Below are 22,073 nucleotides of genomic sequence, written 5' to 3'. Positions count from 1 at the left end.
CTCTCAGTTACCTGCTATTTCAGTTTGTACCCACTTCGGGTACAGGTCAGACACGCTGACCGGAATGATTACTTTGCGGCGCGAGCCACTTCCTGAGCGACCCGTCCAGTCGCATCGGGAATCGCCACCTGACGGGCCTGCTCAGCCATCGTCAGCAGTGTTGCGCGGTCCCAGTGGCGTAGCAAATCCGCTACAGCCTCCGCAGTAAATTGCGGCTGCTCAAAAATTCTGGCGGCGCCCGCTTTCTCCAGCGGCAGCGCGTTCCAGTACTGCTGGCGATCTTTGTGCTGAAACGGCACGAAAATCGCCGGTAAACCAGCGGCAGCGACTTCGCTCACGGTTAATGCGCCGGAGCGACATACCACCACATCAGCCCAGGCGTAGGCGGCAGCCATGTCATCAATAAACTCAGTGACCTTATGCTGCGTCTGTCCCACCTGCTGATAGGCTTTCTCTGTTTCGGGCTGTGCCCCTTTACCGGTCTGATGCCACAGGGTGATCTCATCACCCACCAGCGCCGCAACCTGCGGCAGCGTCTGGTTCAGAATCCGCGCCCCCTGACTGCCCCCAATCACCAGCACCCGAATCGGGCCATGACGATCCGCCAGACGTTGCGCGGGTAAAGGCAGAGCCAGAACATCGGTACGAACCGGATTCCCCACCACATCGGCGGCGGGAAACGCGCCCGGAAACGCCTGCAGTACTTTGGTAGCGATTTTCGCCAGCCATTTGTTAGTCAGCCCGGCGATCCCGTTCTGCTCATGCAGCACCACCGGAATCCCGCAGCTCCAGGCCGCTAAGCCGCCTGGTCCTGAAACGTAGCCGCCCATGCCCAGCACAACATCCGGCTGCCAGGCTTTCATAAGGCGACGCGCCTGGCGCCAGGCATTGAAGATACGCAGCGGTGCCAGCAGCAGTGCTTTCATGCCTTTCCCGCGTAATCCGCTGATACGGATGAAGTCGATGTCGATGCCGTGCTTTGGCACCAGATCGGCTTCCATACGGTCGGCTGTGCCTAACCAGCGAACCTGCCAGCCCTGTTCCATCAGATGATGGGCGACAGCCAGACCGGGAAAGACATGTCCGCCGGTTCCGCCTGCCATCACCATCAATCGCTTACCGCTCATCGACCACCTCGGGTAAACGCCTGCGCTTTCGCCAGGCGCGTTTCATAATCTATGCGTAATAAAAAGACGATGGCGGTCGACATAATGATCAGACTCGACCCACCATAACTGATCAGCGGTAAGGTCAGGCCTTTGGTCGGTAACATACCGGCGGCAGCCCCGACGTTAACCAGCGCCTGGAAGCTGAACCAGACACCGATTGAACAGGCTAAAAAGCCGGAAAAACGCTGATCCAGTTCCAGAGCACGACGGCCAATCGACATCGCACGAAAAGCGACGAAGAATACCATTAAAAGTGCCAGTACCACACCGACATAGCCGAGTTCTTCCCCGATGATGGCGAAAATAAAGTCGGTATGCGCTTCCGGCAGATATTCCAGCTTTTGCACCGAGTTACCGAGTCCCTGCCCCCAGAATTCTCCGCGACCAAATGCCATCAGAGATTGTGTCAGCTGGTAACCACTACCAAACGGATCTTCCCACGGGTTCCAGAACGAGGTCACACGGCGCATACGATAAGGTTCTGCAATGATCAGCAGGATCACCGCAAAAATGCCGGAGCCGATGATGGCCATGAACTGCCACAGCTTGGCACCGGCCAGGAACAGCATCGCCAGCGTGGTAACAAACAGCACTACCACCGTACCCAGGTCCGGCTGCGCCAGCAGTAACACCGCCAGCACGACCATCACGCCCATTGGCTTACAGAAGCCCCAGAAGTTGTTTCGCACCTCTTCCACTTTGCGCACCAGGTAGCTGGCCAGATAGCAGAACAGGGAAAGCTTCGACAGCTCTGCAGGCTGGATACGCAGCGGACCCAGCGCGATCCAGCGCGAGGCACCGTTAACCGAGCTGCCGACCACCAGAACAATCAGCAGCATCGCCACCGTGACCATCAGCATAACGTTGCTGTAGCGCTGCCAGAAATCCATCGGCACCCGCAGCGTGACCAGCGCCATACCCAAAGCCAGCACGATGTAGAACGCATCACGTTTGGCGAAGTAAAAGAGATCGTCATTCAGACGCTGACCTACCGGCATAGACGCCGACGTCACCATCACAAAACCAATTACCGCCAGGCCCAGCGTCAGCCATAACAGTGTGCGGTCATAGAGCACCAGCGATGAATCATCACTTTCGCGTGCGCCCATCACCCAGTCTTTCAGGCGTCCTGAGAAGTAACCCGCCAGTCCGGCACCAGGAATACGCATCAGCTCAGCTCCTTCGCCAGTTGCGCGAACTGCTCACCGCGCTGCTCAAAGTTACGGAACTGGTCAAGGCTGGCGCAGGCCGGCGACAGCAGAACCATATCGCCTGCTTTAACCTGTGGCGCGATCTGCTCCATTGCCTGTCGCATCGTTTCCGTGCGCACAGCGATGTCAGGACGCAGCGCGGCCAGCGCATCGCCGTCACGGCCAAAGCAGTAAAGGCGCACGTTATCGCCCTGAAGCCACGGGATCAGCGGTGTAAAATCGGCTGACTTACCATCACCGCCCATCAGCAGCCACAGCGTTCCCTGAACCTGCAGGCCGTTCAGCGCCGCTTCGGTGCTGCCGACGTTGGTCGCTTTGGAGTCATTAATCCAGCGCACGCCCTGGTTTTCATGGACCAGTTGGAAGCGATGCGCCAGACCGTTAAATTGTGTTAAAGCCGCCAGGCTGGAGGCGCGTGGCAGACCGACCGCATCGGCCAGCGCCAGCGCAGCCAGCGCGTTGGTGTAGTTATGCTGTCCCACCATCTTCATTTCAGCGGTGTTCAGGACTTTCTCACCTTTCACCCGCAGCCAGATACTGCCCTGCTGCTTGTTAAGGTGGTAGTCACCGAAATCGACACCAAAGCTGACACAGCGCTTATCCGCACCACGTACCGGCATCGTCAGCGCATCATCAGCGTTAACGATGCAGATCTGCGCATTCTCATAGACCCGCAGCTTGGCAGCACGATACTGCTGCATACCCAGCGGATAGCGGTCCATGTGATCTTCGGTGACGTTAAGCACGGTTGCCGCAGCCGCTTTCAGACTGTGGGTGGTCTCAAGCTGGAAACTGGAGAGTTCCAGTACATAAAGTTGGGCCGGTGATTGCAGCAGACTCAGCGCGGGCAGACCAATATTGCCACCGACGCCCACCTGCCAGCCTGCGGCTTTCGCCATCTCACCTACCAGCGTGGTCACGGTGCTTTTGCCGTTAGAACCGGTAATTGCCACGATGGGAGCCTGCGCCTCGCGGCAGAACAGCTCAATGTCACCGACGATTTCAATTCCGGCTTCTACCGCTTCGCTGAGAATCGGATGCGCCAGCGCGACGCCAGGGCTGGCAACAATCAGATCTGCCGCCAGTAGCCAGTCACCGTTAATGCCGCCCAGATGGCGTTCAACCTGCCCGGGCAATTTATCCAGCCCCGGCGGCGAGACACGGGTGTCCATCACGCGAGGCGTAACGCCCTGCGCTAAAAAGAAATCAACACAGGAGAGCCCGGTAAGGCCCAGTCCGATGATGACGACTTTTCTACCCCGATAGTCAGCCATGATTAACGCACCTTCAGCGTGGCCAGGCCAATCAGCACCAGCATTAGCGAAATAATCCAGAAGCGCACGATGACGCGCGGTTCCGGCCAGCCCTTGAGTTCATAGTGGTGATGGATAGGCGCCATGCGGAAAATACGCTGGCCGCGCAACTTGAACGATCCCACCTGCAGGATCACCGACAGCGTTTCAACCACAAATACGCCGCCCATGATCACCAGTAAAAATTCCTGACGCAGTAACACCGCGATGGTGCCCAGCGCGCCGCCTAAAGCCAGCGAGCCGACGTCACCCATAAAGACCTGAGCCGGATAGGTGTTGAACCACAGGAAGCCCAGCCCTGCCCCGACGATGGCGGTACAGACAATCACCAGCTCACCGGCGTGACGCAGATAGGGAATATGAAGGTATTCAGCAAACTTCACGTTACCGGTTGCCCAGGCAACCAGCGCGAAGCCCGCAGCGACAAAGACGGTTGGCATAATCGCCAGGCCATCCAGGCCATCGGTCAGATTGACCGCGTTACCCGTTCCGACAATCACAAAGTAGGCCAGCAGCACATAAAACAGGCCAAGCTGCGGCATGATGTCTTTGAAAAACGGCACGACCAGTTGAGTCGCAGGGGTATCTTTGCCCGCCGCATAAAGTCCGAATGCCACACCCAGCGAAATCACCGACATCCAGAAATATTTCCAGCGGGCGATCAGGCCTTTGGTGTCTTTACGCACCACTTTGCGGTAGTCATCGACAAAGCCGATGATGCCAAAGCCGACCAGCACGAACAGCACGCACCAGACATAGGGGTTCGACGGATAGGCCCACATCAGCACCGAAATGGTGATGGAGGTCAGAATCATGATGCCGCCCATGGTAGGCGTCCCGCGCTTACTGAAGTGCGATTCCGGACCGTCGTTACGGACGACCTGGCCAATCTGTAATTTCTGCAGCCAGGCGATGAGGCGCGGCCCCATCCAGAGCGAGATAAATAACGCGGTCAGCAGGCTGACAATGGCGCGAAACGTCAGATAGGAAAAGACGTTGAAGCCCGAATAAAAAGCGACCAGATGCTCGGCCAGCCAAACTAACATGTTCCTTTCTCCTTTAAGCTCTGTACTACCTGCTCCATGGCGGCACTACGTGAACCTTTTATCAGGACGGTAATTTCTGAGTGTTCGGACAACAATTCTCGCAAACGTTCAGTCAGCGCCGTCTTATCGCTGAAATGTTCACCAACGCCACTGCTTTCACTGATGAAATGGCTGAATTTTCCACAGGTCAGTACGCGGTCAAGGCCTGCTTCGCGTGCCGCTTCGCCAATTTCGCGGTGACATTTTTCAGTCTCTTCACCCAGTTCCGCCATATCACCCGCGACCAGCACCTGGTAACCTGGCATCTCTGACAGGACCTGGACGGCGGCGGTCATCGAGCCGACGTTAGCGTTGTAGCTGTCATCCAGCAGCAGCTGATGCGCAGAAAGACGCACCGGGAACAGACGACCCGGCACCGACTGCAGGTTTTTCAGTCCCTGCTGAACGGCGCTAAGCGGCGCATCCACTGACAGGGCCAGTGCCGCCGCCGCCAGGGCGTTAGCAATGTTATGACGACCCGGCAATGGCAGTACGATCTCAGCCGTGCCACGCGGTGTGTTCATCACAAAATGGGTGCCATCCTGCGCAATGCGGATATCACGGGCGGAGAAATCACACTCGCCCGCCTGCGGTGAAAAGCGCCACACGGTTTTATCCTGCAGCGTGCTCTGCCAGTTCGGCCAGTCGTTGCTCTCATCGTTGAGAATGGCAATGCCGTGAGCCGGCAGGCCCTGAAAGATCTCACCTTTCGCTTTAGCAACACCCGCCAGCGAACCAAAGCCTTCCAGATGGGCCGCGGCCAGATTATTCACCAGCGCACTTTCTGGTTTAACCAGGTCAGTGGTGTAAGCGATTTCGCCCTGATGATTAGCACCCAGCTCGATGACCGCATACTGATGTTCTGCGGTCAGGCGGAGCAGGGTCATCGGCACGCCATAATCGTTGTTGAGATTGCCTGCGGTGTAGAGCGTTTCGCCACACTGACGCAGAATCGCTGCGGTCATCTCTTTGACCGAAGTTTTGCCGGAGGAGCCGGTCAGCGCGACTAAGCGGGCGGTCGACTGCTGACGAACCCAGGCACCCAGTCGGCCAAAGGCGATACGGGTATCTTCAACCACCACCTGAGGCACAGCGACAGGTAAATGCTTACTCACCAGCAGCGCCTGTGCGCCACTGGCAATCGCCTCCTCAGCGAAGTCGTGTGCATCGAAGCGTTCGCCCACCAGCGCGACAAACAGGCTGCCCGCCGTCACTTTGCGGGTATCGGTGGTCACATCGTTCAGGGTGAAATCGCTGCCGTGCAGCGTGCCGCCGGTAATTTCCGCCAGGGTCTTTAATGAAACCGGGATCATGCTGCGCCTCTCAGCAGTGCCGCTACCGTGGCACGATCGGAGTAGTCGAGACGACGGTTGCCGATGATCTGATAATCTTCATGGCCTTTGCCCGCCACCAGCACGATATCGTCAGGCTGTGCCTGCATAATGGCGTTAGTGACCGCTTGCGCACGACCTGATACCACGCGGGCGCGGCCCGGATCCAGCAAACCGGTCAGAATGTCTTTTACTATCGCCTGCGGATCTTCGCTGCGCGGATTGTCGTCGGTAATCACCACCACATCCGCAAATTGTTCAGCAATCGCCCCCATTAACGGGCGCTTGCCTTTGTCGCGGTCGCCGCCGCAGCCAAACAGGCACCAGAGTTTTCCTTTGCAATGCAGACGTGCCGCTTCCAGCGCTTTTTCCAGTGCATCCGGCGTGTGGGCATAATCCACCACGACCGTCGGTTTTCCTGCAGCGCTGAATACTTCCATACGCCCGTTAACGGGCTGTAATCGTGGTGCAACGCTTATCAGCGTCGCCAGCGGATAATTCAGTGACAGCAGGGTCGCCAGCGCCAGCAGCAGATTGCTGACGTTGAACGCGCCCATCAGCGGGCTGTCGATTTCGCCGTTGCCCCAGCTGGAGCTGAAACGGATATGAGCCCCGTTGTCGTGGTACTCCACCGCATCGGCTTTCAGCCAGCGGCCATGGCAGCCCGATTGAAGGTTATCTTCCATGGTGACGGCAACCGCATCAGGTAAGCGCGCCAGCCAGCGACGGCCGACTTCATCATCAGCGTTAAGAATCGCCTGTCCGACCTGATGCTCAGAAAACAGCAGCCATTTAGCCGATTCATAGCTCGGCATGTCACCGTGGTAATCGAGGTGATCGCGACTGAGGTTGGTGAAGACCGCCGCAGCAAACGGCAGCGCCGCAACGCGATGCTGCACCAGACCGTGTGAGGAGACTTCCATCGCGGTCAGGGTCGCCCCTTTTTCAGCGAGCTCGTGCAGCATATGCTGAACGTCCACGGCTGAACCGGTAGTATTTTCTGCTGCGACTAAGTGTCCCACCAGCCCGTTGCCGACGGTGCCCATCACCGCGCTGGTCTCACCCAGCAGCGTTGCCCACTGCGCCAGCAGCTGGGTAGTCGTGGTTTTACCGTTGGTGCCGGTGACGCCAATCAGCGTCTGCTTCTCGCCCGGCTGCTGATAAAAACGTCCTGCTAAAGCCGACAGTCGCTGATGCAGCTGTGCCAGATAGATAACCGGTACGCCGTGCATTTCACGGATTTCGCCGTCAGTCGCTTCACCTTCAGCTTCAGCCACCACGGCGGCGACGCCCTGCGCAATCGCCTGCGGAATGAAACGGCGGCCATCAACCTGATGGCCTGCAACAGCGACAAACAGATCGCCAGACGCCGCCATGCGGCTATCCAGGGTCATGTCGCGCAATGGGCGCGCCGGCGCGCCTGGCACCCAGGGGCCGAGTAAGTCGCGCAGGTTACGATCTGTCACTTGATTCCTCACTTCTGTTAGTCACCAACTCATTCCTGTCATTGGTCGTCGGTAATGCGTCCGGCTCGATGTTCATGGTACGCAGTACGCCGCCCATGATGGCACCAAACACCGGTGCAGAAACCGCACCGCCGTAATACTTGCCAGCCTGGGGATCGTTGATCACCACCACCAGCGCGAATCGGGGATGACTGGCAGGCGCAACGCCTGCGGTATAGGCAATGTATTTATTGACATAGCGTCCGTCCGGCCCGACTTTTTTCGCCGTACCGGTTTTTATCGCGATGCGATAACCCTTGATTGCCGCTTTAACGCCACCGCCACCGGGCAGCGCCACGCTTTCCATCATGTGCATCACAGTTTTCACCAGTGACTCATCGAAAACGCGTTGTCCCGCGACGGGCGGATCCACTTTGGTAATCGACAGCGGACGGTTAATGCCATAGCTGCCAATCGTTGCGTAGACTCGCGCTAACTGTAACGGCGTTACCATTAGCCCGTAGCCGAAAGAGAAGGTGGCCCTCTCTATGTCAGACCACCGTTGTTTTTTAGGGTATAAGCCACTGCTTTCCCCGACCAGCCCCAAATTGGTCGGTTTGCCCAGTCCAAAGCGCGCGTAAGTTTCTACCAGCGCTGAGGAAGGCATCGCTAACGCCAGACGTGAAACACCGACGTTACTCGACTTCTGTAAAACCCCTGTCAGGGTCAATTCGTTGTAGCGCGCCACATCTTTGATCTCATGGCCATTGACGCGGTACGGCACGGTATTCAGTACGCTGTTCTCTCTGACCACGCCGCGCTGCAGCGCGGTCATCACCACCATTGGCTTCACGGTAGAACCCGGCTCGAAGATGTCGGTAATCGCGCGGTTACGCATCAGATCTTTTGGCGTATTGGTGAGATTATTCGGGTTGTAAGCCGGACTGTTGGCCATCGCCAGCACTTCACCGGTGTTCACATCCACCAGCACCGCCGTACCCGATTCCGCTTTGTTAAAAGCAACGGCGTTATTCAGTTCACGGTAAACCAGCGCCTGTAAGCGTTCATCAATGCTCAGGGTCAGGTTATGGGCGGCGCGGCTGTCCACAGAGGAGATATCTTCGATGACGCGACCATAACGGTCTTTGCGCACCGTCCGCTCGCCCGGCGCACCGGTCAGCCATTTATCAAAGCTCTTTTCAATGCCTTCGATGCCCTGGCCGTCGATATTGGTAAAGCCAATCAGATGAGAGGTGACCTGCCCGGCAGGATAGTAACGACGCGATTCTTCGCGCAGATGAATACCGGGAAGTTTGAGTTTTTTGACGTATTCACCGATGGCCGGATTAACCTGGCGCGCCAGATAGACAAAGCGGCCTTTAGGGTTGGCATTGACGCGGGCCGCCAGCTGATCAAGTGGAATAGAAAGCGCATCGGACAGCGCTTTCCAGCGGCTGTCGAGCGTTACGCCACCACCAGCATGCAGCTCTTTTGGATCAGCCCAGATGGCATTAACCGGTACACTGACAGCCAGTGGGCGGCCAGCGCGATCGCTGATCATCCCGCGCGAAGTCGGCACTGCCTGAACACGCAGCGAGCGCAAATCGCCCTCTTTCACCAGCTTGCCGGGATTGATGACCTGCAGCCAGGCCACACGCGACAGCAAGCCACCCAGCGCCAGTAAAATACAGCCGCACAGCAACGCAAAACGCCAGCTTACAAAGCTGGCTTTATCTTCCGGTTTCTTTAACTTCAGCGTTCTGCCTGTGCCGCTCATTCGCTATCTGAAATCCTTATTTCTGCACCACGATATTTTCTTGTGAAGGATCAACGTGCTGCAGCTGCAGCTTCTCGGTGGCGATGCGTTCAACCCGGCTATGGTCGCCCAGCGCATTCTCTTCCAGAATCAGGTTGCGCCACTCGATATCCAGCGCATCACGCTCCAGCACCAGCTGTTCGCGCTGCGCGGTCAGCAGTCGTGTTTTATGGGTGGTGGTGACCACCAGCACGGCAGACACCACCACAGCGATCAGCAACAGCACCGGAATCTTGCCTTTTCGCAGCAAATCCCCGCCGATGACGGCGGGCAGACTGTGGCGCTCATTACCGATCATGCGTCGGTTTTCTCCGCGATACGTAATACCGAACTGCGCGCACGTGGATTTTCAGAGACTTCAGCATCACCCGGTGACATCTTGCCAAGCAGCTTCAGCTCACGCCCGCCCAGCGCTCGCAGCTGATGTTCAGTCATCGGTATCCCGGCTGGCACCTGTGGCCCGCGACTCTGATCGCGCATAAAGCGCTTCACCAGCCGATCTTCCAGTGAATGGAAGCTGATAACAGAGAGGCGCCCCTGTGGTGCCAGCACCTCAACCGCCCCTTTCAGAGCAATATCGATCTCTTCCAGTTCGCTGTTAATCCAGATACGAATGGCCTGGAAGCTGCGTGTAGCCGGATGCTTAAACTTATCTTTCACCGGCATGGCGACAGAGATGACTTCAGCCAGCTCCCGGGTGCGGGTCATCGGCTGTTCACGATTGCGCTCGACAATGGCCCGGGCAATACGTTTAGAGAATCGCTCTTCACCGTAGGTCTTCAGGACGAAGGCGATATCCGCTTCTTCCGCGTGCAGTAACCATTCTGCGGCGGAGTGACCGCGCGAAGGGTCCATGCGCATATCCAGTGGTCCGTCACGCATAAAGGAGAAGCCGCGTTCGGCGTCATCCAGTTGCGGTGATGAAACCCCCAGATCGAGTAAAATGCCGTCAATTTTCCCGACTAAATCCCGTTCAGCGACATACTCTGCCAGCGCGGAAAAAGGGCCATGAATAATTGAAAAACGCGGGTCGGTGATCTCAGCGGCAGCGGCGATAGCTTGCGGATCGCGATCGATGGCGATCAGCCTTCCCTTCTCTCCCAGTTGCGAAAGAATCAGGCGTGAATGGCCACCACGGCCAAAAGTGCCGTCGATGTAAATACCGTCTTCCCTGATATTGAGGCCGTTAACCGCCTCATCCAACAGTACGGTGGTATGTTTGAAATTTTCCTGCATAGCTATAGCGACAAGTCCTGCAACCGCTCAGATAAAGGCTCCTGAGCCGACTGTTCTGCGTCAATATCGTCCCTGACTTGTTGATACCAGGTCTGTTCATCCCACAGCTCAAACTTGTTGAACTGTCCAACCAGCATCACTTCTTTGGTTAATTTTGCGTGCTGCCGAAGCGTATTTGCCAGCAGCAGGCGGCCTGCATTGTCCATCTGACATTCACTGGCATGTCCCAGCAGCAAACGCTGTACGCGGCGCTCAAGTGGATTCATGCTGGAAAGGCGTGCCAGCTTTTTTTCAATGATTTCCCATTCGGGCAGGGTATAAAGCAACAGGCATGGCTGGTGGAGGTCGATGGTACAGACCATCTGCCCCTGAGATTCCCCAATCAGCAAATCGCGATATCGCGTGGGTACGGCGAGCCGCCCTTTGCTGTCGAGATTGACTAACGTTGCTCCGCGGAACATGCCAGTCTCTCCTCCTGGTCACCCATTTACGCCACTTTATCCCACTTTTTACCACGAAACGAGTTTAAGGATCCCATGAAATCCTTGTCAAGCCGGAGCGGTAGTTGAATATCACTCTTTACAGAGCGCAAAATTAATCTCTGGCGACGATATAAACGAATAAAAAGGGAAAGTAAAAATTAAGCCAATGAATACCTGAATAAAAATAAGGACCCACAAAAAAACGACTAAAAATGAAACAACATGAAGCGCTGAATATTTATCGTAGTTTCTGAGACAGCGGCGGCATTTTAGGGGATTTCCGAAAGGAAGCACAGCAGCTTCAGGCGAGACGGGGCAGGAAGTTTGTTGAAGTTGTAAGCAGATAATAAAAATAAGCCTGTCGACTTTGTTAGATTTGATGAGCAGAATTTACGCTTTTTTACGTCGACCTGTTTATTTAATCAGTACATCACGGAAATAAAATGGGCGGGCAGCATAATACTGCCCGTTACTCATTTAACTTTTCTGCTTAATTGTCCGCGACGGTATAAATTACGACGAATGCGGGTTAAACCCGGTTTCGGTTTTCTGGGTTCATCCAGCGAGGCTAAAACTAATTCCAGTACACGCTCTGCCACGTCACGATGACGCTGACCCACCGCCAGTACCGGACACTCAAGAAAGTCCAGTAATTCGTGGTCGCCAAAGGTGGCAATGGCCAGCTCGGTCGGCAGCCTTCCGTCACGTTTCAGCGTCACATCCATGACACCCTGCAGCAGACCAAATGAGGTGGTAAACAGCGCCTCCGGCATCGGGTGATCTTCAAGGTATTTTTCAAACAGCGCGGCAGCGGCTGTGCGTTCGAAGCTGTTGCAGTAGATGTAGTCAATCGGACGGGGATCGTCTTTCCAGGCATCGCGGAACCCCATCTCCCGCAGGAAACTTACTGAGAGCTCAGGTAACGCGCCAAGGAACAGCACATTTTTAACCTCAAGCTGACGCAGTTCAGCGGCCAGCGTCTGTGCATCATCCTGATCGGCACCCACTACGCTGGTAAAATGTTCACGATCCAGCGCGCGGTCTAACGCGATAATCGGCAGGGGATCGTTGATCCAGCGCTGATAAAAGGGATGCTCTGGCGGTAATGAGGTAGAGACGATAATCGCATCGACCTGCCGCTGTAACAGATGTTCAATGCAGCGCATCTCGTTATCAGGCTGGTCTTCAGAGCAGGCGATCAGCAGCTGATAGCCGCGCTGACGCGCCTGGCGCTCCAGATAGTTCGCAATACGGGTATAGCTGGTATTTTCCAGATCGGGAATCACTAACCCAATAGAGCGCGTTCGCCCGGCGCGTAGCCCGGCAGCCACCGCATTAGGGTGATAATTATGCTCACGTACCACCGCCATGACTTTCTCAACGGTTTTGTCGCTGACACGATACTGCCGCGCTTTGCCATTGATCACATAACTGGCCGTGGTGCGCGATACGCCTGCCAGACGCGCAATTTCATCCAGTTTCACGATAACCCCACCATCAAATCCGCTTTAACGGCAAAAATAGCCGCAGTTAAGCTATGGATAACTTATGACTATCATCTAACAGCAGAAAAGTGCGCGGAGCAACCGCTTTTCTGAATGTAACCCGCCTGGCGCATAAAAAATAAAAAAACCCGGCATTTCGCCGGGTTAGGTGAGGATTGATGATGACGGAGCGTAATTAACGCATGATGCGATCGCCACGTGAAACGCCCACGATCCCGGAGCGTGCCACTTCAACAATTTCGGCAACATCGCGGACGGTATTCAGGAAGGCGTCCAGTTTGTCACTGGTGCCTGCCAGCTGAACCGTGTACAGCGTCGGCGTCACGTCAATGATCTGACCACGGAAGATCTCGGCGTTACGCTTGACCTCTTCACGGCCATAACCGCTGGCCTGAATCTTCACCAGCATGATTTCGCGTTCAACATAGGCGCCCTGCCCCAGTTCGGTAACGCGCAGTACATCCACCAGCTTGTGCAGCTGCTTTTCAATCTGCTCCAGCACCTTCTGATCGCCCACCGTCTGAATGGTCATCCGCGACAGCGTGGGATCGTCGGTCGGTGCCACAGTCAGGCTTTCAATGTTATAGCCGCGCTGCGAAAACAGACCGACGACACGGGATAATGCGCCGGATTCGTTCTCCAGCAGAACTGATAAAATGCGACGCATAATTATGTCCTCTCCGTTTTGCTTAACCACATCTCATCCATGCTGCCACCGCGAATCTGCATCGGGTAAACGTGCTCGCTACCGTCAACGGTGACATCCACAAACACCAGACGTCCTTTCGCCAGCGTTTCCAGCGCCAGCGTCAGTTTCTCTTCCAGCTCAGCCGGATGTTCAATCGCAATGCCGACATGACCGTAGGCTTCTGCCAGACGCACGAAGTCAGGCAGCGACTCCATATAAGACTGGGAGTGACGACCGGAATAGATCATATCCTGCCACTGCTTCACCATGCCCAGCACCCGGTTATTCAGGTTCAGCACCAGCACCGGCAGATCGTACTGCAGTGCTGTAGAGAGCTCCTGAATGTTCATCTGGATACTGCCATCGCCCGTTACGCAGATGACGGTCTCTTCCGGCAACGCCATCTTAACGCCCAGCGCAGCAGGCAGACCAAAGCCCATGGTGCCCAGACCGCCGGAGTTGATCCAGCGGCGCGGTTTGTCGAAAGGATAATAGAGCGCAGCAAACATCTGATGCTGGCCCACATCCGACGTGACGTACGCATCGCCTTTGGTCAGACGGCTGATGGTTTCAATTACGGCCTGTGGTTTAATTTTATCGCTGGTGCGATCAAATTCCAGGCAGTGACGACTGCGCCAGCCTTCGATCGCCTGCCACCAGTCGTGCAGGCTCTCAGCACGCGATGGCGTGTCGCTTTGCGCCAGCAACTCCAGCATCTGCTGCAGTACCTGTTTCGCATCACCTACGATCGGGATATCCGCCGCGACCGTCTTGGAAATAGAGGTAGGGTCGATATCGATGTGCATCACCGTGGCGTTGGGACAATATTTCGCCAGGTTATTAGTGGTACGATCATCGAAGCGAACACCAATACCAAAAATCAGGTCGGTATTGTGCATCGTCATGTTGGCTTCGTACGTGCCGTGCATACCGAGCATGCCGACGCACTGACGGTGGGTACCCGGAAACGCGCCCAGGCCCATCAGCGAAGTTGTCACCGGAATATTCAGGCTTTCGGCCAGCTGTAACAGTTCCGCTTCGCAGCCAGCGGTGATGGCCCCGCCACCCGCGTAAATCACCGGCTTCTTCGCGGCCAGCAAGGTGGTCAGCGCGCGCTTAATCTGCCCTTTGTGACCCTGAATGGTCGGGTTGTAGGAGCGCATGCTTACCGAGTCCGGCCAGTGATAAGGCAGTTTGTTGGCCGGGTTCAGAATATCTTTTGGCAGGTCGATCACCACCGGTCCCGGACGTCCGCTGGAGGCCAGCCAGAACGCCTTTTTCAGTACGGTTGGGATCTCTTCGGTGCTTTTTACCAGGAAGCTGTGCTTCACCACCGGACGAGAGATGCCGACCATGTCGCACTCCTGAAAAGCATCATAGCCAATCAGCGACGAGGGAACCTGACCCGACAGGATCACCAGCGGAATCGAGTCCATATAGGCGGTAGCGATACCGGTAATGGCATTGGTTGCACCGGGTCCCGAGGTAACCAGCACCACGCCAACTTCACCAGTAGCACGCGCCAGACCGTCAGCCATATGCACCGCACCCTGCTCATGGCGCACCAGAATGTGATCGATACCCCCGACGGTTTGCAGCGCATCATAGATATCTAAGACTGCGCCACCCGGATAACCGAATACCTGCTTAACGCCCTGATCGATTAACGAACGGACGACCATTTCGGCTCCTGACAACATCTCCATCTTCTGCCTCCAGGCTTGAGGACCCGGCCCGGTTACTACGCCCGTTGGTGTGTAACACGTTGCCCTGGTGCCTGCTTTGCCAATCAAAATCTTATGTTTATGCACGACAGCGAAAACATGTGCCGCTGTCCGGTTACAGAGAAATCTGTTGAGTTCATTGTTCTGAGAGTAGGTCAATTACCATAACCGCAGTTAACCGGGCAGGCAAACCGCAAACCCGCGTAAATTAAAAGGCCGGGACGTAAAGGCTCTGCCTGATAAGAATTGGCTGCGCGGATTAAACTAATTACGTCGCAGAACCGCAGACGAAAATGCTAAGTAAGAAATTATTTTCAGCGTGATATAAGAAATAACGAAAACTTATTACCGCCTGCAATAGCCCACAATCGCCTGACGCTTTTCTTTTCTGGCGTAATTAACCAGTAAATCACGCAAGCGCATTCGATTATGCTAACCGACAGGTGATAAATCCTGTGGTGCTGCCAGGCTGAAAACCAATAAAATTATTATTTTTCAATAGAATAAATCTTTAAACAGCCCATAAAAGGCAGCCTTCCGGGGGCTGATTGCTTACGCAGTGACTGACGCGCTGTTCATTACGCTGCCTGACCGTTAAATAACAGAATATCTTCCTTCATCGTCCCGGATAATACCCCTGCATTGAAGGTTGACATCCCTGAGCGATTCCAGTACCAATATGTACAGCACAACATTTTATAAGGTTTGAATCCATGTTTCGTTCTGTTCGCCTTCTCGGTCTACTACTAAACGCACTCAGCTTGCGCGGTAGACTTGTGGGCGGAATCAAACACTGATTCAAACCTGCTGAAAGTTAAAAACCCGCGCCTGTCGCGGGTTTTTTTATGCTCGTTGCCAGGCCCGAAAAAAGCAAAAGGATGAATACGATGAGCCAGCAAGTCATTATTTTCGATACCACTCTGCGCGATGGTGAGCAGGCATTACAGGCCAGCCTGAGTGTGAAAGAAAAATTGCAGATTGCCTTAGCGCTGGAGCGTATGGGCGTGGATGTGATGGAAGTGGGTTTCCCGGTCTCCTCACCAGGCGACTTTGAATCAGTACAGACCATTGCGCGCACCATCAAAAACAGTCGGGTCTGCGGACTGGCGCGCTGTGTGGAGAAAGACATCGACGCGGCATATGAATCACTGCGCGTTGCTGAAGCCTTCCGTATTCATACCTTCATCGCGACCTCCCCGATGCACATCGCCACCAAACTGCGCAGTACGCTGCCGGAAGTGATTGAGCGTGCGGTGCATATGGTAAAGCGTGCGCGTAACTACACCAGTGACGTCGAGTTCTCCTGTGAAGATGGCGGCCGTACCCCCATTGATGACCTGTGCCGGATGGTGGAAGCCACGATTAACGCCGGTGCGACCACTATCAACATCCCGGACACCGTTGGCTACACCCTGCCAGGCGAATATGCTCACATCATCAGCGAACTGATGAACCGCGTTCCTAACATCGATAAAGCGATTATCTCTGTACATACCCACGATGACCTGGGCATGGCAACCGGTAACGCCCTGGCTGCTGTTCAGGCCGGCGCGCGTCAGGTTGAAGGCACGATGAATGGGCTGGGTGAACGTGCCGGTAACTGTGCGCTGGAAGAGGTGATCATGGCGATTAAAACCCGTCAGCAGATCATGAACGTGCACACCACTATCAATCATCAGGAAATCTACCGCACCAGCCAGATGGTCAGCCAGATCTGCAACATGCCGATCCCGGCGAATAAAGCAGTGGTCGGCTCCAACGCTTTCGCCCACTCCTCCGGTATTCATCAGGATGGCGTGCTGAAGAATCGCGAGAACTACGAAATCCTGACGCCAGAGTCGATTGGCTTGCACAAAATCCAGCTGAACCTGACCTCGCGTTCAGGCCGTGCGGCGGTAAAACATCGCATGGAAGAGATGGGCTATGCCGAGCAGGATTACAATCTGGATACGCTGTATGACGCCTTCCTGAAACTGGCCGACAAAAAAGGTCAGGTCTTCGATTACGACCTGGAAGCGCTGGCCTTCATCAACAAACAGAATGAAGAGCCGGAGCATTTCCAGCTGCACGAATTTAACGTCCAGACCGGTTCCGGCATCACCGCCACCGCCTCTGTCAATCTGGGCTGCGGCGATGTCGCTAAATCGGATGCCGCCACCGGTAACGGTCCGGTTGATGCGGTCTATCAGGCGATTAACCGAATCACGCAGTTTGACGCTGAGCTGGTTAACTACAAGCTGACTGCGAAAGGCCACGGCGAAAACGCGCTGGGTCAGGTCGATATCGTTGTGAGCTACAACGGCCGCAAATTCCACGGCATTGGTCTGGCGACCGATATCGTCGAGTCCTCTGCGAAAGCGATGGTCAACGCCCTGAACAATATCTGGCGTGCCCGTCAGGTTGAACAAGAATTGCAGCGCAAATTTAAAGATCAGAAGGAAACCGTATAACCATGTCCACCTCCTCTCATATCGCAGTTTTATCCGGTGACGGTATCGGCCCGGAAGTGATGGCACAGGCGATGAAAGTGCTGGATGCTATTCGTCAGCGCTTTGATATGCAGATTACCACCCAGGAATATGCGGTCGGCGGCATTGCAATCGATCAGCATGGCGAACCTCTGCCACCGGCTACGGTTGCAGGCTGCGAGCAGGCCGACGCGATTCTGTTTGGCTCCGTTGGCGGTCCGAAGTGGGAGCATTTACCGCCAGCATCACAGCCGGAACGCGGTGCGCTGCTGCCGCTGCGCAAGCATTTTAAGCTGTTCAGTAACCTGCGTCCGGCGGCGCTCTACAGCGGACTGGAAGCCTTCTGCCCGCTGCGCGCCGATATCGCCGCAAAGGGCTTTGACATTCTCTGCGTGCGTGAACTGACCGGCGGCATCTATTTTGGTCAGCCGAAAGGACGCGAAGGCAGCGGCCCGGAAGAGCGTGCCTTTGATACTGAGGTCTATCACCGTTTCGAAATTGAGCGCATCGCCCGTATTGCGTTTGAATCGGCGCGCAAACGTCGCAACAAAGTCACCTCGGTGGATAAAGCCAACGTGCTGCAGACCTCGGTGATGTGGCGTGAAATCGTTAATGAAGTGGCGAAAGAGTACCCGGACGTGCAACTGAGCCACATCTATATCGACAACGCGACCATGCAGCTGATTAAAGACCCGTCGCAGTTTGACGTGCTGCTCTGCTCCAACCTGTTCGGTGACATTCTCTCTGATGAGTGCGCCATGATCACCGGCTCGATGGGCATGCTGCCGTCAGCCAGTCTGAATGAAGCGGGCTTTGGCCTGTTCGAACCGGCGGGTGGTTCAGCGCCGGATATCGCCGGTCAGAACATTGCTAACCCGGTCGCCCAGATCCTGTCGCTGTCGCTGCTGCTGCGTTACAGCCTGAATGCCGATGCCGCTGCCGACAGCATCGAACGTGCCATCAGCCGTGCGCTGGAACAGGGCTACCGCACCAAAGATTTAGCCGGTGATGGCCCTGCGGTCAGCACAGATGAGATGGGCAGCATCATTGCCCGCTTTATCGCCGAGGAAAAATAAAAAAATGAAAACCTTATACCAGAAGTTATTTGATGCACATGTCGTCCACGAAGCGCCAAACGAAACGCCGTTACTCTACATCGATCGTCACCTGATCCATGAAGTGACCTCGCCACAGGCCTTTGATGGCCTGCGCGCACACGGACGTAAAGTCCGTCAGCCGGGCAAAACCTTTGCCACGATGGATCACAACGTCTCTACCCAGACCAAAGATATCAATGCGTCGGGCGAGATGGCGCGTATTCAGATGCAGGAGCTGATGAAGAACTGCGAAGAATTTGGCGTACAGCTGTATGACCTGAATCATCCATTCCAGGGCATCGTCCACGTTATCGGTCCTGAGCAGGGTATGACGCTGCCAGGCATGACCATTGTGTGCGGCGACTCGCACACCGCCACCCATGGGGCATTCGGCTCGCTGGCGTTTGGTATCGGCACCTCTGAAGTGGAACATGTGTTTGCTACCCAGACTCTGAAACAGGGTCGGGCGAAAACCATGAAGATTGAAGTACTGGGCCAGGCGTCCACCGGCATTACCGCCAAAGATATCGTGCTGGCGATCATCGGTAAAACCGGCAGCGCAGGCGGCACCGGCTATGTGGTTGAGTTCTGCGGCCCGGCGATTCAGGCTCTGAGCATGGAAGGTCGTATGACCCTGTGCAACATGGCGATTGAGATGGGCGCGAAAGCGGGCCTGGTGGCACCGGATGACACTACCTTCAACTACCTGAAAGGTCGTCAGTTCTCACCACAGGGCGAGAAATGGGAGCAGGCCGTTGAATACTGGCGCACCCTGAAGTCTGACGAAGGCGCGAAGTATGATGCAGTAGTGACGCTGCATGCTGAAGAGATTGCACCACAGGTTACATGGGGCACCAATCCGGGTCAGGTGATTGCTGTTGATCAGCTGATCCCGAACCCGGCCTCATTCGCCGATCCGGTTGAGCGTGCCTCAGCGGAGAAAGCGCTGGCCTACATGAACCTGCAGCCGGGCATTAAACTGACCGATGTTGCGATTGATAAAGTGTTTATCGGCTCCTGCACCAATTCACGTATTGAAGATCTGCGTGCCGCCGCCGCCATCGCCAAAGGCCGCAAAGTCGCGCCTGGCGTGGTCGCGATGGTGGTGCCGGGTTCCGGCCCGGTTAAAGCTCAGGCTGAAGCGGAAGGTCTGGATAAAATCTTCCTGGAAGCGGGCTTTGAATGGCGTCTGCCTGGCTGCTCAATGTGCCTGGCGATGAATAATGACCGCCTGAATCCGGGCGAGCGTTGCGCATCTACCAGCAACCGTAACTTTGAAGGTCGTCAGGGCCGTGGTGGGCGTACCCATCTGGTCAGCCCGGCGATGGCCGCGGCGGCTGCCGTGACCGGCCACTTTGCCGACATCCGTGAACTGACGACAGGAGCTTAAGTCATGGCGAATAAATTTACTCAGCACACCGGCATTGTTGCGCCGCTGGATGCCGCGAACGTCGATACGGACGCGATCATTCCCAAGCAGTTTTTGCAGAAGGTCACCCGCACCGGTTTCGGTCAGCATCTGTTCCATGACTGGCGCTTTGAAGATGACGCCGGTACGGTGCCGACACCCGGCTTTGTGCTGAACAAGCCTGAGTTCAAAGGCACCAGCATCCTGCTGGCGCGCGAGAACTTTGGCTGTGGGTCTTCACGTGAGCATGCGCCCTGGGCGCTGACCGATTTCGGTTTTCACGTGGTGATTGCGCCCAGCTTCGCGGATATCTTTTACGGCAACAGCTTTAACAACCAGCTGCTGCCGGTGAAGTTAAGCGAAGAGGAAGTGGATGAGCTGTTCAGACTGGTTGCGGCCCAGCCGGGTATCAGCTTCACGGTCGATCTGGAAGCGCAGACGGTCACCGCAGGCGATAAAGTCTATCCGTTTGAACTCGACAGCTTCCGTCGCCACTGCATGATTAACGGCCTCGACAGCATCGGCCTGACCCTGCAGCACGAAGCCTCGATTTCGCAGTACGAGCAGAATCAGCCCGCTTTCCTGCGCTGATTGAGTTAAAGCAGGGCGACACCGGGTCGCCCTCAGACTGCTGACAAACCCAAATCAGGGTGAATCTGACAGCAATAAAAAAACCTGATGCGCTGGGAACACGGCCAGAAGAGGAAAGCGTCCCGCGCCAGGGACGGCGCGGGCCGAGCGGCCAGGGATGGCTTAAGCGACTTTCCGATCTGACCGTGTTCCCTTCGCCAGCTCGGTCTTACCGCCACCGAGCCGGGCGTTATCAGCACTGTGAGGGCGACATCCTGTCGCCCTTCTCTTTTATACGTCGCGCACCCGCGCCGACATCACCAGCGCCACAATCGCCAGCCCGAATGCCAGCCAGTAAACGGCCTCATGTCCCAGCCGCTCACTTAGCGTTCCCTGAATCACCCCGGCCAGAATCATGCCGGTCGAGATCGAGTTAGTGAACATCGTGGTCGCCGCGCCAGGTCGTCCTGGCATCAGATCCTGAAACCACAACATCCCGATACCCGCAATAATCCCGACAAATACCGCGTTAAACAGCTGCAACACCATCAGTGAAGTGCGGGAGTTGAACAGCACCAGCCCCAGGTAAAACAGCACGCCCGCCGCCACCGCGATCAACATTAACCGCCGTTTGCCGATGCGTCGGGCGTAATGGCCCGCCAGCAGCATCACCGGAATCTCCAGCCCGGCAGCCGTCCCCATCAGCAGACCGGCCAGCTTCTCCGGCAGTCCCAGCGTGGTGCTGATATAGAGCGGCATATCGATGATATACATCGTGTTGCAGGTCCACATCACGACGGAGGCGATGAACAGCAACCGCACATCCCGATCGCGCCAGCCGCTTATCGGCAGCCCGCCGCCTTGCATCAGCGGCTGCGTGCGTGGCACAGATGGCAGCGTAAACCAGACCAGCAGGATACAGATCAGAAACAGCGCAGCAGCCACCAAAAACAGCGTCACAAAACCGTAGTTCAGCGCCAGCGCGAACGAGAGCGGTGGCCCGATCACCCACGCCAGCGACAGCTGCGCACGCATCACCGAACTGAACATCACCGCTTCCCGTGCCGACTGATCGGCATACTCCCGCGCCAGCGCAAACAGCTGCGGCATTGAGACGCTGGCCAGCGCCGACAGCAGTACACCCAGCGTCAGCAGGGTCAGATAGTGGCGGGTAAAGGCAAACAGCAGCGCATTCATCAGCGCCATCAGGCAGCAGAAGAGAATGATATGCCGACGATCGCCAACGCTGTCTGAGCGCTTAGCCACCAGCATGCTCACCACGATACCGGCCACCGCATTGATGGTGAAAAAAAGCCCGACCCAGAAGGGCCGCGCCTGCACCTCGCGCGTCAGAAACAGGCTGAGTGTGGGTGCCTGTAGTGCGCCCGCGATACCCAGCATGAACGAGGCAACCATAAAAGCGAGGTAAACCGGATTGATGCGGCGCTGCCGCGTTAACAGCGATTTCATAGCGAAATCCCTTTCAGAACAAACAGACGGGAAAAAGAAGGGTAGACGATACCGC

19 protein-coding genes are annotated in these 22,073 nt (G+C 56.0%); 5 read left to right on the top strand and 14 right to left on the bottom strand.

Translation table 11 applies throughout. The features are described from left to right. Window positions 1-68 precede the first annotated feature (68 nt). From murG to ilvI, 13 genes are all read right to left on the bottom strand, one after another. Window positions 69-1,127, bottom strand: coding sequence for an undecaprenyldiphospho-muramoylpentapeptide beta-N-acetylglucosaminyltransferase (murG, locus tag BY447_RS13935; RefSeq protein ID WP_095706202.1), 1,059 nt, complete (start codon window positions 1,125-1,127; stop codon window positions 69-71). Further along, window positions 1,124-2,338, bottom strand: a complete 1,215-nt coding sequence (ftsW, locus tag BY447_RS13930; RefSeq protein WP_003854750.1) for a cell division protein FtsW — start codon at window positions 2,336-2,338, stop codon at window positions 1,124-1,126. Before ftsW ends, murG begins: the two co-directional genes overlap by 4 nt. Continuing rightward, window positions 2,338-3,654 (bottom strand): UDP-N-acetylmuramoyl-L-alanine--D-glutamate ligase, encoded by a 1,317-nt coding sequence (gene murD / locus BY447_RS13925; protein WP_033781860.1) that lies wholly within the window; start codon window positions 3,652-3,654, stop codon window positions 2,338-2,340. Before murD ends, ftsW begins: the two co-directional genes overlap by 1 nt. 2 nt (window positions 3,655-3,656) lie before the next feature. Then, window positions 3,657-4,739, bottom strand: a complete 1,083-nt coding sequence (gene mraY, locus BY447_RS13920) for a phospho-N-acetylmuramoyl-pentapeptide-transferase (protein WP_013356763.1) — start codon at window positions 4,737-4,739, stop codon at window positions 3,657-3,659. Beyond that, the gene (gene murF / locus BY447_RS13915; protein WP_110331355.1) at window positions 4,733-6,091 is read right to left on the bottom strand and encodes a UDP-N-acetylmuramoyl-tripeptide--D-alanyl-D-alanine ligase; all 1,359 of its coding nucleotides are present in this window, start codon (window positions 6,089-6,091) and stop codon (window positions 4,733-4,735) included. Before murF ends, mraY begins: the two co-directional genes overlap by 7 nt. Next, the gene (gene murE, locus BY447_RS13910; protein ID WP_110331354.1) at window positions 6,088-7,575 is read right to left on the bottom strand and encodes a UDP-N-acetylmuramoyl-L-alanyl-D-glutamate--2,6-diaminopimelate ligase; all 1,488 of its coding nucleotides are present in this window, start codon (window positions 7,573-7,575) and stop codon (window positions 6,088-6,090) included. The genes murF and murE overlap by 4 nt, the downstream gene beginning before the upstream one ends. Beyond that, a complete protein-coding gene (locus BY447_RS13905; RefSeq protein ID WP_013356760.1) occupies window positions 7,562-9,331 on the bottom strand; it encodes a peptidoglycan glycosyltransferase FtsI in 1,770 nt (589 codons plus the stop codon). Before BY447_RS13905 ends, murE begins: the two co-directional genes overlap by 14 nt. A 16-nt stretch (window positions 9,332-9,347) precedes the next feature. Then, the gene (gene ftsL, locus BY447_RS13900; RefSeq protein ID WP_003854764.1) at window positions 9,348-9,668 is read right to left on the bottom strand and encodes a cell division protein FtsL; all 321 of its coding nucleotides are present in this window, start codon (window positions 9,666-9,668) and stop codon (window positions 9,348-9,350) included. Then, complete coding sequence (gene rsmH, locus BY447_RS13895; protein WP_013356759.1) at window positions 9,665-10,606, bottom strand: 16S rRNA (cytosine(1402)-N(4))-methyltransferase RsmH; 942 nt, start codon at window positions 10,604-10,606, stop codon at window positions 9,665-9,667. The genes ftsL and rsmH overlap by 4 nt, the downstream gene beginning before the upstream one ends. 2 nt (window positions 10,607-10,608) lie before the next feature. Beyond that, entirely contained in the window at window positions 10,609-11,067 is a 459-nt protein-coding gene (gene mraZ, locus BY447_RS13890) for a division/cell wall cluster transcriptional repressor MraZ (protein WP_009092149.1), read from the bottom strand. Between the two features lie 494 nt (window positions 11,068-11,561). Continuing rightward, complete coding sequence (cra, locus tag BY447_RS13885) at window positions 11,562-12,572, bottom strand: catabolite repressor/activator (RefSeq protein WP_013356758.1); 1,011 nt, start codon at window positions 12,570-12,572, stop codon at window positions 11,562-11,564. A 196-nt stretch (window positions 12,573-12,768) separates the two neighbouring features. Continuing rightward, a complete protein-coding gene (ilvN, locus tag BY447_RS13880; protein ID WP_010253849.1) occupies window positions 12,769-13,260 on the bottom strand; it encodes an acetolactate synthase small subunit in 492 nt (163 codons plus the stop codon). A 2-nt stretch (window positions 13,261-13,262) separates the two neighbouring features. Continuing rightward, window positions 13,263-14,987, bottom strand: a complete 1,725-nt coding sequence (gene ilvI, locus BY447_RS13875) for an acetolactate synthase 3 large subunit (protein ID WP_033731545.1) — start codon at window positions 14,985-14,987, stop codon at window positions 13,263-13,265. A 731-nt stretch (window positions 14,988-15,718) separates the two neighbouring features. Here ilvI and leuL point away from each other — a divergent pair. From leuL to leuD, 5 genes are all read left to right on the top strand, one after another. Continuing rightward, window positions 15,719-15,802 carry a leu operon leader peptide gene (leuL, locus tag BY447_RS23650; protein WP_099257765.1) on the top strand — a complete coding sequence of 28 codons (84 nt, stop codon included), beginning with the start codon at window positions 15,719-15,721 and terminating at the stop codon, window positions 15,800-15,802. 90 nt (window positions 15,803-15,892) lie between these two features. Beyond that, entirely contained in the window at window positions 15,893-17,455 is a 1,563-nt protein-coding gene (leuA, locus tag BY447_RS13865; RefSeq protein WP_033781852.1) for a 2-isopropylmalate synthase, read from the top strand. A gap of 2 nt (window positions 17,456-17,457) precedes the next feature. Then, window positions 17,458-18,549, top strand: a complete 1,092-nt coding sequence (leuB, locus tag BY447_RS13860; protein ID WP_013356754.1) for a 3-isopropylmalate dehydrogenase — start codon at window positions 17,458-17,460, stop codon at window positions 18,547-18,549. Window positions 18,550-18,553: 4 nt separating this feature from the next. Continuing rightward, entirely contained in the window at window positions 18,554-19,960 is a 1,407-nt protein-coding gene (gene leuC / locus BY447_RS13855) for a 3-isopropylmalate dehydratase large subunit (RefSeq protein ID WP_013356753.1), read from the top strand. A gap of 3 nt (window positions 19,961-19,963) precedes the next feature. Further along, window positions 19,964-20,569 (top strand): 3-isopropylmalate dehydratase small subunit, encoded by a 606-nt coding sequence (leuD, locus tag BY447_RS13850; RefSeq protein ID WP_003854779.1) that lies wholly within the window; start codon window positions 19,964-19,966, stop codon window positions 20,567-20,569. Between the two features lie 270 nt (window positions 20,570-20,839). Here leuD and BY447_RS13845 read toward each other — a convergent pair whose 3' ends face one another. Beyond that, window positions 20,840-22,018 (bottom strand): MFS transporter, encoded by a 1,179-nt coding sequence (locus tag BY447_RS13845; protein WP_110331353.1) that lies wholly within the window; start codon window positions 22,016-22,018, stop codon window positions 20,840-20,842. Between the last annotated feature and the right edge of the window lie 55 nt (window positions 22,019-22,073).

The organism is Pantoea sp. JKS000250 (genome assembly GCF_003201065.1).
Classification (GTDB): domain Bacteria; phylum Pseudomonadota; class Gammaproteobacteria; order Enterobacterales; family Enterobacteriaceae; genus Pantoea; species Pantoea vagans.
The sequence above is the reverse complement of the archived record's forward strand: the minus strand, read 5'-3'. Positions and strand labels throughout refer to the sequence as shown.

Excerpts from the sequence above, each read along its gene's own strand:
- murG (WP_095706202.1), bottom strand. The coding sequence starts at position 1,127 with ATGAGCGGTAAGCGATTGATGGTGATGGCAGGCGGAACCGGCGGACAT.
- ftsW (WP_003854750.1), bottom strand. The coding sequence starts at position 2,338 with ATGCGTATTCCTGGTGCCGGACTGGCGGGTTACTTCTCAGGACGCCTG.
- murD (WP_033781860.1), bottom strand. The coding sequence starts at position 3,654 with ATGGCTGACTATCGGGGTAGAAAAGTCGTCATCATCGGACTGGGCCTT.
- mraY (WP_013356763.1), bottom strand. The coding sequence starts at position 4,739 with ATGTTAGTTTGGCTGGCCGAGCATCTGGTCGCTTTTTATTCGGGCTTC.
- murF (WP_110331355.1), bottom strand. The coding sequence starts at position 6,091 with ATGATCCCGGTTTCATTAAAGACCCTGGCGGAAATTACCGGCGGCACG.
- BY447_RS13905 (WP_013356760.1), bottom strand. The coding sequence starts at position 9,331 with ATGAGCGGCACAGGCAGAACGCTGAAGTTAAAGAAACCGGAAGATAAA.
- ftsL (WP_003854764.1), bottom strand. The coding sequence starts at position 9,668 with ATGATCGGTAATGAGCGCCACAGTCTGCCCGCCGTCATCGGCGGGGAT.
- rsmH (WP_013356759.1), bottom strand. The coding sequence starts at position 10,606 with ATGCAGGAAAATTTCAAACATACCACCGTACTGTTGGATGAGGCGGTT.
- mraZ (WP_009092149.1), bottom strand. The coding sequence starts at position 11,067 with ATGTTCCGCGGAGCAACGTTAGTCAATCTCGACAGCAAAGGGCGGCTC.
- ilvN (WP_010253849.1), bottom strand. The coding sequence starts at position 13,260 with ATGCGTCGCATTTTATCAGTTCTGCTGGAGAACGAATCCGGCGCATTA.
- ilvI (WP_033731545.1), bottom strand. The coding sequence starts at position 14,987 with ATGGAGATGTTGTCAGGAGCCGAAATGGTCGTCCGTTCGTTAATCGAT.
- leuL (WP_099257765.1), top strand. The coding sequence starts at position 15,719 with ATGTTTCGTTCTGTTCGCCTTCTCGGTCTACTACTAAACGCACTCAGC.
- leuA (WP_033781852.1), top strand. The coding sequence starts at position 15,893 with ATGAGCCAGCAAGTCATTATTTTCGATACCACTCTGCGCGATGGTGAG.
- leuB (WP_013356754.1), top strand. The coding sequence starts at position 17,458 with ATGTCCACCTCCTCTCATATCGCAGTTTTATCCGGTGACGGTATCGGC.
- leuC (WP_013356753.1), top strand. The coding sequence starts at position 18,554 with ATGAAAACCTTATACCAGAAGTTATTTGATGCACATGTCGTCCACGAA.
- leuD (WP_003854779.1), top strand. The coding sequence starts at position 19,964 with ATGGCGAATAAATTTACTCAGCACACCGGCATTGTTGCGCCGCTGGAT.
- BY447_RS13845 (WP_110331353.1), bottom strand. The coding sequence starts at position 22,018 with ATGAAATCGCTGTTAACGCGGCAGCGCCGCATCAATCCGGTTTACCTC.